8 protein-coding genes are annotated in these 14,629 nt (G+C 72.5%); 5 read left to right on the forward strand and 3 right to left on the reverse strand.

The features are described 5' to 3' along the window. Nucleotides 1–36: 36 nt before the first annotated feature. Nucleotides 37–2,148, reverse strand: coding sequence for a phosphocholine-specific phospholipase C (locus tag AC07BF_RS14035; RefSeq protein ID WP_363586006.1), 2,112 nt, complete (start codon nucleotides 2,146–2,148; stop codon nucleotides 37–39). 200 nt (nucleotides 2,149–2,348) lie between these two features. On the opposite strand from AC07BF_RS14035, the gene AC07BF_RS14040 reads away from it, so the two are divergent. After that, the gene (locus tag AC07BF_RS14040) at nucleotides 2,349–4,529 is read left to right on the forward strand and encodes a TerD family protein (protein ID WP_363586007.1); all 2,181 of its coding nucleotides are present in this window, start codon (nucleotides 2,349–2,351) and stop codon (nucleotides 4,527–4,529) included. Nucleotides 4,530–4,831: 302 nt separating this feature from the next. Beyond that, nucleotides 4,832–6,850 carry a transglycosylase domain-containing protein gene (locus tag AC07BF_RS14045; protein WP_363586008.1) on the forward strand — a complete coding sequence of 673 codons (2,019 nt, stop codon included), beginning with the start codon at nucleotides 4,832–4,834 and terminating at the stop codon, nucleotides 6,848–6,850. Nucleotides 6,851–6,924: 74 nt separating this feature from the next. Here AC07BF_RS14045 and AC07BF_RS14050 read toward each other — a convergent pair whose 3' ends face one another. Both AC07BF_RS14050 and AC07BF_RS14055 read right to left on the reverse strand, forming a co-directional pair. Then, nucleotides 6,925–8,181, reverse strand: coding sequence for a polysaccharide deacetylase family protein (locus AC07BF_RS14050; RefSeq protein WP_363586009.1), 1,257 nt, complete (start codon nucleotides 8,179–8,181; stop codon nucleotides 6,925–6,927). Nucleotides 8,182–8,385: 204 nt separating this feature from the next. After that, nucleotides 8,386–11,688 carry a cytochrome P450 gene (locus AC07BF_RS14055; RefSeq protein ID WP_478333414.1) on the reverse strand — a complete coding sequence of 1,101 codons (3,303 nt, stop codon included), beginning with the start codon at nucleotides 11,686–11,688 and terminating at the stop codon, nucleotides 8,386–8,388. 186 nt (nucleotides 11,689–11,874) lie between these two features. Between AC07BF_RS14055 and AC07BF_RS14060 the strand changes: the two genes are divergently transcribed. From AC07BF_RS14060 to AC07BF_RS14070, 3 genes are all read left to right on the forward strand, one after another. Next, nucleotides 11,875–12,540: a LuxR C-terminal-related transcriptional regulator gene (locus AC07BF_RS14060; protein WP_363629453.1), complete on the forward strand. Its 666-nt coding sequence runs from the start codon at nucleotides 11,875–11,877 to the stop codon at nucleotides 12,538–12,540. 148 nt (nucleotides 12,541–12,688) lie between these two features. Beyond that, nucleotides 12,689–14,149 (forward strand): MFS transporter, encoded by a 1,461-nt coding sequence (locus AC07BF_RS14065; RefSeq protein ID WP_363586012.1) that lies wholly within the window; start codon nucleotides 12,689–12,691, stop codon nucleotides 14,147–14,149. Continuing rightward, entirely contained in the window at nucleotides 14,149–14,601 is a 453-nt protein-coding gene (locus AC07BF_RS14070) for a MarR family winged helix-turn-helix transcriptional regulator (protein ID WP_363586013.1), read from the forward strand. Before AC07BF_RS14065 ends, AC07BF_RS14070 begins: the two co-directional genes overlap by 1 nt. The last annotated feature ends 28 nt before the right edge of the window (nucleotides 14,602–14,629 follow it).

Consider the following 14,629-nt stretch of genomic DNA (forward strand, 5'->3'; position numbering starts at 1 on the left):
CGGGCGCCGTGCCGACGGTCAGGGCCGCGCCGTCGGTCAGCGGGGGCCGGGGTCGCTGGTGCCGGGGCGGCCGTTCTCCAGGTGGCCGGCCCAGCGGCGGCGGAAGGTCGGGCCGTCGGTGGCGGCGACCGTGATGTCGTACCAGCGGCTGTCGGGGCGTATGTCGAAGGTGAACTGGGCCGAGGCGCCGCGCCGGAGGCTGCGGCTCTGCTGCGAGCCCTTGGCGTAGGCGTTGGCGACGGTCACCGTCCGGGTGACCGGCCCGTTGTTGGTGACCTTGACGCGCACCTTGGACTTCTGCGGGTCGAACAGCGCGACCAGCTCGGTCCGGGCACTGCCCTCGAACTCGTACACCGACCCGTTCGGGCCGTGGGCGGCGAGGTGGTAGTCGCCGGAGGCGGAGTGCGGCCAGAAGTCGCCGAGGGTGTCGCCGCCCGAGATGGTGTAGCGGCGGGGAGCGGCCTTCGGCGCGGTCCGGTCGTAGACGTAGAGCCAGGTGCCCGCTTCGCCCCGGTTCTCCAGATCCAGCTGGAACCGCCCGGGGGTGTCCGTCTCCTCCTCGTTGACCACCAGGTCGTACGGGAGGGCGCGGGCCGGCCGGACGCCGGGCTCCTGGGTGGGCATCCGCTGGGGCAGCGGCACCTGGTACGGCTTGCCCTGCGAGGCGATCGGCGCGGGCACCGGGATCGAGACCGGCCGCGGGTCGGTGCCGGAGAAGTCGAGCGCCGAGGTGAGGTCGCCGCAGACCGACCGGCGCCAGGCGCTGATGTTGGGCTCCTCGATGCCGAACCGGGCCTCCAGGAACCGCAGGACGGAGGTGTGGTCGAAGGTCTCCGAGCAGACCCAGCCGCCGCGCGACCACGGGGAGATGACCAGCATCGGCACGCGCGGGCCGAGGCCGATCGGCTGGAGGCCGCCCGGGTCGGCGCCGGGGACCAGCGGGCTCATCTCGCCCGGGTGCTTGCCGAGGTCGAGCAGTTCGTCGCGCAGACTCGCCCTCAGGTCGGCGGAGACGATGCCCTGGCCGCCCGGGCCGCTGACGACCGGCGGCATCGGCGGGACGACGTGGTCGAACAGGCCGTCGTTCTCGTCGTAGTTGATGAGGAAGACCGTCCTGCCCCAGACCTCGGGGTTGGAGGTGAGCGCGTCCAGCACGAGGTTGATGTAGTACGCGCCGTCGGTGGGCGTCGCGGACGGGTGCTCGCTGTACTTGTACGGCGGGACGATCCAGGAGACCTGCGGCAGCCGGCCCTGCTGGACGTCGGCGCGGAACTCCTTCAGCGTGTGGTCGGTGGCGCCCTTGTCCACCAGGGGGCCCGACGCGCCCTCGGCGACCTGGTACCGCTCGAAGAACATCAGCGAGTTGTCGGTGTAGTTGTCCGTGGGGGTGCCCGGCTCGCCGGAGCCGCCCTGGTACAGCTTCCAGCTGACGCCGGCCTTCTCCAGGCGCTCGGGGTAGGTGGTCCAGGTGTAGCCGTTGGTGTTGTTGCGCTCCTCCAGGCCGGGGCCGTTGGGCTTGCGGCCGTACACGTTGCGCGGGTCGCTGGTGCCGGTCCACAGGTAGATGCGGTTGGGCGCGGTGTCGGCGTGGACGGAGCAGAAGTACGAGTCGCAGAGGGTGAAGGCGTCGGCCAGGGCGAAGTGGTACGCCAGGTCCTGGCGCTTGAGGTGGCCCATCGTCATGACGTCCTGCTTCTGGTTCACCCACTGGTCGTGGCGCCCCTCGTTCCAGGCGAGGTGGCCGCTGCTCCAGCCGTGGTCGGTGCCGGCCTGGTACTCGGTGGTGTTCCTGGGGTCGATGTACCAGGGCAGAACCTCCTGCTCGGAGGCGGGCAGACCGCGGTCGTGGTAGCGGTCGGTCCTCACGGCGGCGGCGGGCTGGTGCCAGTTCGGCCGGCCGTCGGGCAGCAGCGTGGGGCGCGGGTCGTCGAACCCGCGCACGCCGCGCAGGGTGCCGAAGTAGTGGTCGAAGGAACGGTTCTCCTGCATCAGGACGACGACGTGTTCGACGTCCTCGATCGAGCGGGTCCGGCCGATCGCGGGCAGTGCCAGGGCCTTGCTGACCGCGGGCGGGAACGCGCCGAGGCCTGCGGCGGCTGCGGACGCGCCGCTCAGCTGGAGGAATCGGCGCCGGTCGATGGAGGCCACGTGGTGTCCTTCCTTCTCGGGGTAAGGGGGGTGCCAAGAAGGTTCGAACATAGGTGCCGCAGCCGGGCCGTACGAGGTCCTCCAGCGAACGCCGCATGAGTTTTCAGCCAATTCCTGTCTAGCCAACTTCCCGGGACCTACCGGTGGCGGGCCCGGAAACCCGCATGCGTCGCCCCGCGCCGTTCTGCGAGCATGACCGCATGGTCCACCGTCTCGAACCCATCGTCGTCCGGCACACCCACCACCTCCCCGCCTCCTCCTGGCCGGGCGGTCCGGCGGGGCAAGGCGCCGTCGCGGCGCGGCAGTTCGACGCCGCACTGATGTCCGTGGGTTTCAAGCTCTCGGCGGGCCTGCTGGAGCACCTGTCGGGGCTGCCCGGGGCGACGGTCGTCGACACCGCCGCCCGCACCCTGGGCACCGTCCGGGAGCTGGTGGGCGACCACGTCGGGCACAACGCCTACTTCATCGACTTCCCGCTCAACGTGCCGGACACCTTCGAGTTCTGGACGCACTGCATCGCCGGGGCGCTCGCCGACGACGCGTCACGGGACGGCGTGCTCGCCCAACTGCGCACCGGCGTGGTCGACCTGCTGACCCTCCCGGCCTACGGCAGGTACCAGCACAGCTACGCCGAACTGCTCGCCGCCCACGACGAGCTGATCGCCGCCGCGGGCGACCGCATGACGGTCCTGCACCTGGGCGGCGCCCTGGACGAGGAGGTGACGGCCCTCTACCTGGCCCTGGCCGGCAGCACCACCCCGCTGGGCGAGGAGGGCCTGCGCGACCTCGGCGTGCTCGCCGGGCACTGCGTCGCCGGTCCGCAGCCCGAGGCGATCCCGGTCCGGGAGAACCGCGCCGTCGTCAACCTCGCCCGCCTCCGGGCCGGTGCCGACCTCCTCCTGGACACCGTCACCGACGTGCTCCGGCTGGCCTGCGCACTGTCCGACGGCGACGTGACCCTGGCGGAACCGACCCGGTTCCGGGCGCTGCCACGGCCGGCCCGCCGCGCCCTGCTGGCCGGCCTCGACGCGGTCGTCGCCGCCAGCCCCGCCAAGCTCGCCGACGTCACCGCGCACCGCGAGGCGTTCAAGCGCCTCGGTGAGCGCCTCCACCCGCACGAGTACCCGCGCTGGCCGCACGCCGCCGAGGTGTTCGCCGTCGCCCGCGGCGAGTTGGCGGCCCGCTCCCTCACCAGCCGCGTCGAGGAACTCCTCGGCGCCGACGACGTCACCGGCGCGGTACGGCTGCTGGCCGCCGCCCCGGGCATGCTGTTCCGGTCCCTGGACCGGCTGCTGCGCACGGGCCGCACCCCGGAGGAGCGCGACACCGTCGTGGCCGCCGTCGAGCAGGCCGCCCCGCAGGTCTCCGGTCGGGTCCTGCTGTCGGTCCGCGAACACCTCCACAACCGCACCGGGGAAGCGGACGGGCGCCGCCTCTTCGTCAACCGCCTCGGCCGCGCCTGGGTCACCGGCGACACCCGCCCGCCCCTGACGGCACCCGAACGCGACCGCCTGCTCGCCGCCCTGGACGCCGAGACGAGCCGCCGCCTCCCCGACCCCGGGCACCTGCTGATCGACCCCGACGTGCTCGACGTCGCACTCCCGCTCAGCGGCAGGGCCACCGCCGCCGGACTCGGCGTGCTGCCCCGCGGCTCCCTCACCCCGGTCGACGGCGAACTGCTGCGCTTCTTCGTCTACTGGAAGCAGACCAGCCACAGCACCGACTTCGACCTGTCCGCCCTGCTGCTCGACGACTCCTACGAGACGCTCGGCTGGCTCTCCTACACCTCGCTCACCCAGCTCGAGGGCGAGCACTCGGGCGACGTCACCGACGCCACCGACGGCGGCTCCGAGTTCATCAACCTGCGCCTGGGCGCCGTACGCGGCAGCTCCATCGTCCCGCAGGTCAACATCTTCTCCGGCGAGGGCTTCGAGGAGGTCGAGGAGTCCTTCTTCGGCTTCATGCTGCGCGATGCCGAACAGCAGGGCCGCCCCTTCGAACCGCGCACCGTCCGCATGAAGTCGGACCTGCGCGGCCCGGGCCGGGTCGCCCTGCCACTGGCCTTCCTGCGCGGGGACGACGGCCGCTGGCACGCCAAGTGGCTGCACCTGTACCTGAAGGGCAACCCGAACTCCAACCGGGTCGAGGGGAACCGGGTGTCGGTCGCCACGCTGCTGCGCGGCATCGTCGAGCGCGACCACCTGACGGTCCGCCACCTGACCGGGCTGATGGACGAGCGCGCCACCGCCACCACGCTGTGGGACGGCGCGGCGCTCCCGGCCGGCCCGGTCACGTACATCGGCCTGGAGCGCCTGGACGGCCTGCACCCGGACTCCGTCGTCATCACCCCGGAAAACCTGCGCGACCTGATCCCCGCCTGACTGCTACCGTTGGCCCCGGCGAGGCCATGAACGGGCTTCCTTCTCACTCCACCTGACATAGCCCGTTCGCTTTCCTCGCCCTCGACCACCCGCCGGGGTGCCACAAGGCACCCCGGCGTCGTCGTTTCCCGTGGTCCACCTCCTCGGCCGGCGCTGTGAAACCCCAGGCCGGGCGGGTCTGCGCCGCCCCGCCGGTCCGCGCGGTATGACCGTGATCACATCAATTCCGTTGTGCCGTGGTCCGACCCTCATCGCGTCTGAGTTCGGGGGTCTGTGCCCACGAGCGAATCGGAGACCGGACTGTGCGTGCTCACCAAGGTGGCGGGGCCGAGAAGGAGAAGCCCGGAGGGGAGGAGCCCGAAGGGCGGCGGTGGATCGACTACCCGCGCAGAGGGCGGCGCGGAGTCCGCCGCTGGCTCCCGTCCTGGCGGCAGCTGCTCCTGGTGGCGGGGGCCGGGGCGGCGGTGCTGACGGGGTGGCTGACCTGGTTCTACGTCACCACCCAGGTCCCGGAGGACCTGAACGCCTTCGCCACCCAGCAGAACAACGTGTACTTCTGGGCGGACGGCACCGAGATGGCGCGGATCGGTGAGACCAACCGGCAGGAGGTGCCGCTCGACCGGGTGCCGGAGTCGGTGCAGTGGGCCGTCCTGGCCGCCGAGAACGAGACCTTCTACTCGGACCCGGGGATCTCCTTCACGGGCATCGGCCGCGCGGTCTACCAGATGGCCACGGGCGGTGAGACCCAGGGCGGCTCGACCATCACCCAGCAGTACGTCAAGAACAGCTACCTGAACCAGCGTCAGGACGTCTCGCGCAAGCTCAGTGAGATCGTCATCGCGATCAAACTGGACCGGCGGATGAGCAAACCGGACATCCTGGCCGGCTATCTGAACACCAGTTGGTTCGGGCGCGGCAGCTACGGCATCGAACGGGCCGCGGCGGCGTACTACGGCAAGGACGTCTCGCAGCTCAACCCGAGCGAAGGGGCCTTCCTCGCCGCCCTGTTGAAGGGGGCCGGGCAGTTCGATCCGGGGATCAGTGCGAACAACCACCGGCGGGCCGAGGACCGGTGGTCCTGGATCCTGGACCGGATGGTGAAGGTCGGCAAGCTCTCCGCCGCCGAGCGCGCCAGGTACACGGTGTTCCCCGAGCCCAGGACCCAGCCGAAGGCGGCGGGGCTGAGCGGCCAGGTCGGGTACCTGGTGGACATGGCCAGGACCTACGTGGAGGGCCACAGCGACATCACGCAGGCCCAGTTCGACCTCGGCGGCCACCAGATCTTCACCACCTTCGAGAAGCCGAAGGTCACCGCGCTGGCCGCCGCGGTGCGGGACGCCACCAAGGGGATCGACCCCGACAGCCGCGAGGCCGACCGGTTACTGAAGGTCGGCGCCGCCTCGGTGGCCCCGGACGGGAGGATCGTCGCGCTCTACGGCGGAACCGACTACCTGAAACAGGGCTTCGACAACGCCAACACCTCCACGGTGCCGGTCGGTTCGGCCTTCACCCCGCTGGTCTACGCCTCGGGCCTGAGCGAGGGCGTCCAGCGCCAGCGGGGCGGTAGCCGCACCCCGGTGACGCCCACCACCACCTACGACGGCGACGACGGCGTGAACGTGATGACCCCGGAGGGGCCGTACTGGGGGCGCAACGGGCGGATAGCGAAGACCGCCAACGACGGCAAGCGGAGCTGGGGGACGGTCACCCTGAGGAGCGCGGTGGAGCAGTCCGTCAACGGGCCGATGATGCAGCTCGCCATGGACGTCGGCCTGGACCGGGTGCAGAAGACCGCCGCCGACCTGGGCCTGCTCCCGGGCAGCATGGGGGAGTTGGTGCCGGCCTTCGGTGTCGGGAACTCCACGCCGAGCGCGATCAGGACCGCCGACGCCTACGCCGCCTTCGCCGCGGGAGGCAGCCACACGGACCCGTACTCCGTCCTGAGGATCACCCGGAACGGCGAGCCGCTCGCGCTGCGCCTGCCGACCGCCGTACAGGCGCTGACCCCGCAGGTCGCGGGGGAGGTGGACGCGGCACTGAAGAGCGCGGTCCGCACCGGGAGCGCCAAGGCGGCGGCGGAGGCCGGGCCGGACCTGGCGGGGAAGCCGGGGACGACCCCGGACCGTACGGCGGGGTGGTTCGTCGGCTACGACGCGCGGATGTCCACGGCCGTCACGGTCTTCCGGGCGGACCTGAAGGACATGAAGCTGCTCTCGCTGGAGGGGCTGGGCGGCGCCGCCCCGGACACCCCGGACTCCGCGCTGCCCACCCAGATCTGGACCTCGTACATGAAGGCGGCCGGTGGTCCGGGAGGCCGGTAGGGCCGGGGGGGGGGGGGGGGGGGGGGGGGGGGGGGGGGCTTCCCCCCCCCCCCCCCCCCCCCCCCCGGGCCGGGTCACTTGACCAGACGGGACCAGTCGGCCGGCTGCCCGGGGTCCAGCGCGCGCAACTGGTCGAGGACCTTGGGGTCCTGGGCGTCCAGCCAGTCGGCGACCTGGCGGAAGGACACGCAGCGGACGCCCTCCCGGGTGCAGACGCTCTTCATCACGTCCTCGATGGCCTGCATGTAGATGCCGCCGTTCCAGCTCTCGAAGTGGTTCCCGATGAAGAGCGGCGCCCGGCTGCCGTTGTAGACCCGTTCGAAGCCGTTGAGGTAGCCGTTCCGGGTCTCCTTCTCCCACGCGTCGTACTTCTTCGGATCACCCTTGGTGGTGTCCCCGGACTGGTTGGCGAGGAAGTTGAAGTCCATCGAGAGGACCTGGGTCGATTTGCCCGGGTAGGGCAGCAGTTGGAGCGGGAAGTTCCAGATGCCGTCCTTCTTGCCGGGCCAGACCTGGAACTCGCCCGGTGAACTGGCGTCGTACCGGAAGCCGGCCGCCTTCTCGGCCGCGAGCAGGTTCTTCTGGCCCTCCAGGCAGGGGGCGCGGCCGCCGACCGCCTCCTTGGTGTAGTCGAAGGGCAGCGGCGGGAGGTTCTTGAAGCCGGTGTTGGTCTTCCAGTTGGTGACGAAGGAGAGCGCCTGGTCGAGCTCGCTCTTCCACTCCTCGGTGCTCCAGTCGCCGCCGCCCTTGGAGCCGCAGAAGTGCCCGTTGAAGTGGGTGCCGATCTCGTTCCCGTCCTGCCAGGCCAGGCGCAGTTGTTCCAGGGTGTCCTTGATGTGGGCGTCGGTGGCGAAGTCGATGGCGGCGGCGCCGGCGTCGTGCTGCGGCGGGTGGTAGAGCGTGCGTTTGGACTTGGGCAGGGTGTAGATGCCGCTCAGGAAGAACGTCATCTGGGCGTTGTTCTCCGTACCCAGCTTGCGGAAGCGCGAGAACTGTTCGTCGTCGCCCTCCAGTGCCCCGTCCCAGGAGAACACCACGAACTGCGGCGGCTTCTCGCCGGGCTTCAGCTTCTCGGGCCGCGGTTGTTTGGGCTGCGGGCCGGTGTCGGAGGTGGAGCCGTCGCCGAGCACCTTGACCTGGCCGTCCCAGGTCGGCGTGGCGCTGGGGGTCGGGGTGGCACCGGGGCTGCTGGGGCTGTCGGAGGGTGTGCCGCTCGGGTCGGGTGTGCTCTCCGGAGCGGCGTCGGCGGCGGCCGGTCTGCCCTTCGAGTCGGGGCCTCCCGTGCCCAGGCCGAGGGCCACGACGACCCCCGTTGCCAGCAGGACAGCCACGCCACGAGCAGGCCGCACCGTTCCTCCGCTTCTCCGACCCACCGTCAGGTGTTGGTCGGATAGTCATACGTATGGTGCGAACATCAGAACACCTTGATCGACAATGTGTCGAGGCTTGCATGGAAGGGGAGTTGGGAGATATGTGTGCGACGGGAGGCCGGCCGCGCCCCGGGTGGGTGCGGCCGGCCTCCCGGTCGGGCGGGCTCAGCGGCCCGCGTAGACGTCCTCGACGTAGCGGCGCTCGTCGATCAGGCCCTGGAGCCAGGCCTGGGCCTGGCCCTCGTCGGCGCCGGGGGTCCGGCTCAGGTAGAGCTCGCGGAAGGCGGCGCGGACGCCCGGGGCCATCCGGGCGCCGTCGCCGCACACGTAGACCTCGGCGCCGGCGGCGAGCAGGTTCCAGACCTCCGCGCCCTCGGCGGCGATGCGGTCCTGGACGAAGCGCCGGCCGTCGACGGGCTGTTCGCTGAAGACCGGGCGCATCGAGACGGCGCCGGCCTGCTCGGCGGCGAGCAGTTCGTCGCGGTGCAGGTAGTCGGCGTCGGGCGCGTCGCAGCCGAAGTAGAGCAGGGCCGGGGCGAGTTCGGTGCCCCTGTCGGTGGCCTCGGCGGCGGTGGCCTCGTCAGTGGCGGTGGCCTCGCCGGTGGCGGAGGCGAGCAGGGCGCGGCGGTCGGCGACCGCGCCGCGGAACGGCGCCAGGCCGGTGCCGGCCGCGATCATGATCACCGGGGCGCGGTGGCCGATCCGGAACGTCTCGCGGCACGGCTGGAGGCGCGCCAGTACGGTGTCCCCGACGGCCACCCGGTCGAGGTAGCCGGAGCCGACGCCCCGGAAGGAGCCCCGGCCGGAGCGGGCCGGGGCGTCGAGCACGGAGACCATCAGGTCCACGTGGCGCGGGGCGCTGGTCGGCGACGTGGAGATGGAGTACATCCGGGGCCGGATCGGCGGCAGCAGTTCCAGCAGCACCGGCCAGGTCAGGACCTCCCGCAGGGCCGGGTGGTCCTCGACCAGGTCCAGCAGCGTCCGGGGGTCGTCCTCGGGCAGCGCCCGCAGCGCGGCCCGCTCGGGCGGGCAGGGGTTGAGGTCGGCCAGCGTCGCACGCTGGGCGGCGTTCGGTCGGTCCTGCAACTCGACGTGGTGGGTGAGCAGTTCGCGAACCGTCAGCGGCCGGTCCACGGCCAGGATGGTGCGCCGGTTCGCCACGATGGCGAGCAGGGTGTCCGGGTCGGTGCCGAACACCTTGGCGGCGCGCTCGACCAGGGCCGGGTCGTTGGCCGGCAGCACCGAGACGTGGTCCGCGGTGCGGTAGTCGACGCCCTCCGGCAGGGCCAGCCGGACCAGGCGCTTGACCCGGGGGTAGGCGGGGTCGGTGAGGCTGCCGACCGCCGTGACGGTCAGCCCGATCACGCGGCGCTTCGCGGCCAGGGCGTCCAGCGGACCGCCGGCCAGCTCCGTCACGGTGTACGTCTCCAGGGGGGCGGCCTCGGCGGGAGCGGGAGCGGGAGCGGTGCCGGAGCCGGGGGCGACGACGGGTGCAGCGGCGTCGCCGTACCGTTCCAGCAGGGCCCGGCTCAGCGCCGTGGTGAACTCCGCCACCTTCCCGGCCAGATCGCCGGAGGCGTCGGCCGCGCCCCGGGCGAGCAGCCGGGTGCCGCCCAGGGCGGCGAGGCCCTCGTCGATCAGCGTCGGCACGCGCTGGTACGTGGCGGCGTACGTCCGGTCGCCGATGCCGAGCACCGCGTACCGGACGTCCTTCGCGAACCCGGCGGTGCCCTCGGCCTGTTCGGTCGCCGCCCGGAGCCGGCGGACGAACTCCGCCGCGTCGTCCGTCGGCTGGCCGTTGTACGAGGCGGCGGTGATCACCACCGGTCGGTCGGTGGGCAGCCCGTCCGCGTAGGCGTCCAGCGGGGCGACGGCGGTGTCGCAGCCGAGTGCGGCCGCCACGTCGGCCAGCTGCCGGGTGAACTCGCGGCAGGCGCCGTAGTTGGAGCCGTGCAGGAGCAGCAGGCCGGTGCCCTGGCGGACCCGCCCGGGCAGGTCGGCGACGCGGACCGGCGCGTCGACCACCGCCGGGGGCGTGGGCGTGCGCGGGGCGAGGGCGAGGGTGAAGTCGTCGGGCTTGATGGTGAGCGTCTGCTTGATGGTCAGCCGGTAGTCGGCGTGGTCGATCAGCCGGTAGCGGTGGACCAGCATGCCGAGCAGCATGGTCGCCTCGTGCAGCGCGAACTGCCGTCCGATGCAGGCGCGTTCGCCGGTGCCGAAGGGCTTGAAGGCGTGCGGTGAGCGGGCCGCCTCCGGCTCGGGGTCGAAGCGGGAGGGGTCGAACAGCTCGGGGTTGTCGCCCCAGACGGGGTCGCGGTGCAGCATCATCGTGGCCACCAGGACCGGCTCCCCGGCGCGGACCGGGATCCGGCCGCCGAGCAGGGTGTCCGCGCGGGGCTCCCGGCTGAACGCGGGGGCCGTCGGCCACAGCCGTAGCGCCTCGTTGAGCACCTGCCGGGTGTACCGGAGCCGGCCGATGTCCTCGTACGAGGGCTCCGGGTCGGCCTGGTCGCCCCAGAGCGCGTCCACCTCGCGCTGGACCTCGCGGAGCACGCCGGGGTGCTTGACGAGGTAGTACAGGGCGAAGGAGAGCGCGCCCGAGGTGGTCTCGTGGCCGGCGATCAGGAAGGTGATCACCTGGTTGCGGATGTTCTCGGCGTCCAGTCTGCCGCCGTCGGCGGGGTGCACGGCGTCGAGCATCAGGCCCAGCAGGTCCTCGGCCGGGCCCTGCTCGGGGCTGCCGGCGCGGGCGGCGATCACCTCGTCCACCACCGAGGCCAGGTACCGGGCGTCGCCCTGGGCGGCCTCGTCGCGCTCGCTGTGGTCGAGTTCCGGGTCGCGCAGGAGCTTGTTCATCGCCCAGTCCAGGGAGCGGACCATCGCCTCGACGAAGGGGTGCGGCTCCTCCCGGTCGAAGGAGCCGAAGTCGAAGCCGAAACCGGCCAGCCCGATGGTGTCCAGGGTCATCCGGGTCATGTCGCCGGGCACGTCCACGACCAGTCCGGCGGCCGACCGGCCGTCCCAGGACTCGATCAGGCGGCGGGCCACCCGCAGCATCACCGGGTGGTAGGTGCGCATCGAGCCGAGCGCGAAGGCGGGCATCAGGATGTCGTGCGCCCTGGCCCAGTTCGGCTCCGCGTTGTACGCCGTGAACAGGCCGTCCCCGGTGAACGCGCGGACGTTCTCCAGGGCCGGTCCGATCGACTTGGTGAACCGCTCCTCGTCGGCCAGTTCCTCGACCAGGTCCAGGCCGGTGACGATCAGGGTGTCCCGCCCGTGCAGGCGCTGGACGAAGGCCGGGGCGTGCCGCCGGGCCAGCTCCATGGTGCGCAGCACGGGGGCGGCGATCGGCGGCGCCGACGAGATGTCGACCAGCGGTACCCCGGCGGCGCTCTGCCGGGGCACCAGGGTCTCGGGCGGGAGCCCGGCCCCGGCCGGATTCGCAGCCTCGGCTGCCGCCGGGGTCATCGTCTCGGTCATGGGTTGTCGCCTTCCGTGGCAGGAGAAACCTCGTCGTCCTCCACTCTCGCCCGAGCGGGGCGGGAACCCGGGCCCGAGGACTACATGTTTGTGCAGTAGCGGCGGTCGCGGAAGACTTGTCAACGGGCCGTCAGGTCTGCAGCACGCGGGAGCCGTACACGGGAGGGGCCGGGCATGAGACTGACCGACTGCGAGTCGACCGCGGAGAGCTGGCAGGACCTCGCCGTCATCTGGCGCAACCGGACGCTGCGCTTGCTCGACCACGTGCCGGTGGCGCTGGCGGTGTGCGAGTTCAGCGGCCGGATCATGATCGTCAACCGGGCGATGGCCGCCGAATTCGGCCTGCTGCCCGGGCAGTTGCGCAACCGGAAGATCCTGGAGTTCTTCACCCTCCGGGACAGTGCCACCATCCCGGCGCTCGCCGAGGCCGTCCGCCTGCACCGGCGCTCGCAGTACCCGGCGCCGGTCTCCTGGTCGGCCGCCGACGGCACCGAGCGGAGCGGCGAGATGACCGTCGCCCTGGTCGGCGACACCCCGGAGGAGACCCCGAACCTGCTGCTCTCGCTGCCCGTCCGTACCGGGCCGGCCGCCCCGCCGGCCGCCCCCCGCCCCGAGGTGAGCCCGATCGAGGCCCGGATCCTCGCCGCCGCCGCCCGCGGCGCCACCACCGCCCAGATCGGCCGGGAGATCGGCCTCACCCCGGACGGCGTCAACTACCACCTCGCCCGGCTCACCCGCCGCTGGCAGCTGCCCAACCGCACCGCGCTGGTCGCCCGCGCCTACGCCACCGGCGTCCTGGCCGCCGGCGCCTGGCCGCCGGAGCCGGCCCCCCGCCCGTGACGGGGCGGGTGGGGGCGGCTCGCGGGCTGGGCCGGGCTGTGCGGGGCCGGGCTGCGCGGGCCGGGGCTGTTCGGGGCTGGGCTGTTCGGCGATTTAGTTATATGCTCACAATGATTTCAACAATACAAATACTTGTGGAGCCCCCACCATGCCGGACGCCGCCCAACGACGGCCCTGGCTCGTGCTCGCCGTCTGCTGCATGAGCCTGCTGATCGTCAGCCTCGACAACACGATCCTGAACGTCGCCCTGCCCGCCATCCAGCGCGACCTGCACACCTCGGTGTCCGGGCTGCAATGGACGGTCGATGCCTACACGCTGGTGCTGGCCAGCCTGTTGATGCTCTCCGGCTCCACCGCCGACCGGGTGGGCCGCCGCCGGGTCTTCCAGATCGGGCTGGTGGTCTTCACCGGGGCCTCGCTGCTGTGCAGCCTGGCCCCCGGGCTCGGCTGGCTCGTCGTCGCACGGATGCTCCAGGCGGTCGGCGGATCGATGCTGAACCCCGTCGCCATGTCGATCATCAGCAACACCTTCACCGACTCCCGGCAGCGCGCCCGCGCCATCGGCGTGTGGAGCGGCGTCGTGGGCATCAGCATGGCCGCCGGGCCGATCGTCGGCGGCGCCCTGGTCGAGTCGGCCGGCTGGCGGGCCGTCTTCTGGATCAACGTGCCGATCGGCCTGGCCGCGCTGTTCCTGACCCGCAGGTACGTGCCGGAATCGCGGGCGCCGCGGCCCCGCCGGGTGGACCCGGTCGGCCAGGTGCTCGTCATCGTCCTGCTCACCACGCTCACGTACGCGATCATCGAGTCGCCGGAGCGCGGCTGGACGTCGCCGCTCGTCGTCGGCTGCGCGGCGGCGGCGCTGGGCGCGCTGCTGGGCCTGCTGTGGTACGAGCCCAGGCGCACCGACCCGCTCATCGAGCTGCGCTTCTTCCGCTCCGCGCCGTTCGCGGGCGCCACCGTGATCGCGGTCGCCGCCTTCGCCTCCCTGGGCGGGTTCCTGTTCGTCAGCTCCCTGTACCTGCAGAACGTGCGCGGGCTCACCCCGTTGCACGCCGGACTGTTCATGCTGCCGATGGCGGTGATGGCGCTGCTGACCGCACCGGTGTCCGGCCGCATGGTCGCCTCCCGGGGGCCGCGCGTCCCCCTGCTCCTCGCCGGGGCGGCCCTGTGCGCGAGCGCCGTGCTCCAGGCGCTCACCTACTCCGACCACCTTCCGACGGCCGTGCTGGTCGTCGCGTACCTGCTCTTCGGCACCGGCTTCGGTCTGGTCAACGCGCCCATCACCAACACCGCCGTTTCGGGCATGCCCCGTTCGCAGGCCGGCGTCGCGGCCGCGGTGGCCTCCACCAGCCGGCAGATCGGCCAGTCCCTCGGCGTGGCCGTCGTCGGCGCCCTGATGGCGGGCGGCGCGTACGCGCACACGGCGGCCTTCACCGACGCCGGGCGGACGGCGTGGTGGATCATCGCCGGCTGCGGCGCCGCCGTGCTGGTCACGGGTACGCTCACTTCCGGCCGCTGGGCCCGGGAGACGGCCCTGCGCACGGCGGAGCGGCTCGCCGCCGAGGAGGCGCCGGGGACGAGGGAGACGAAGGAGACGGTGAACACCTGATGGACCGCCCGCACACCGGTGAGCAGCACGAGGGGGACGAGGCCGCCACCAGGACGGCGACCAGGGTCTGGCAGGGACTGAACGCGCTCGTCCTGGAGCGCTACGACCGCCGCAAGACCGTCGCCGAAGCCCTCGGCATGAGCTTCAGCCGGGTCAGGGCGCTGCGCCGCCTCGGCGCCGACCCGATCACCCTGCGGGACCTGGCCGAGCGGCTGGGCAGCGACCCGCCCTACACCACCGTCATCGTCGACGACCTGGTGCGGCGCGGCCTCGCCGAACGCGTCACCAATCCCGCCGATCGCCGGTCCAAGCTGGTCCATCTGACCGAGGAGGGCCAGGCGAAGGCCGCCCTCGCCGTCAGGATCCTCACCACCCCGCCCGACGACCTGCTAGCCCTGCCCCCGGAGGACATCCAGGCGCTCGACCGCGTCCTGGCGAAGCTCCTGGACTGAACCTCCCGGGGCGGGGCGCCGCCGCGGC

The sequence above is a fragment of the Kitasatospora sp. NPDC043950 genome, assembly GCF_056435345.1.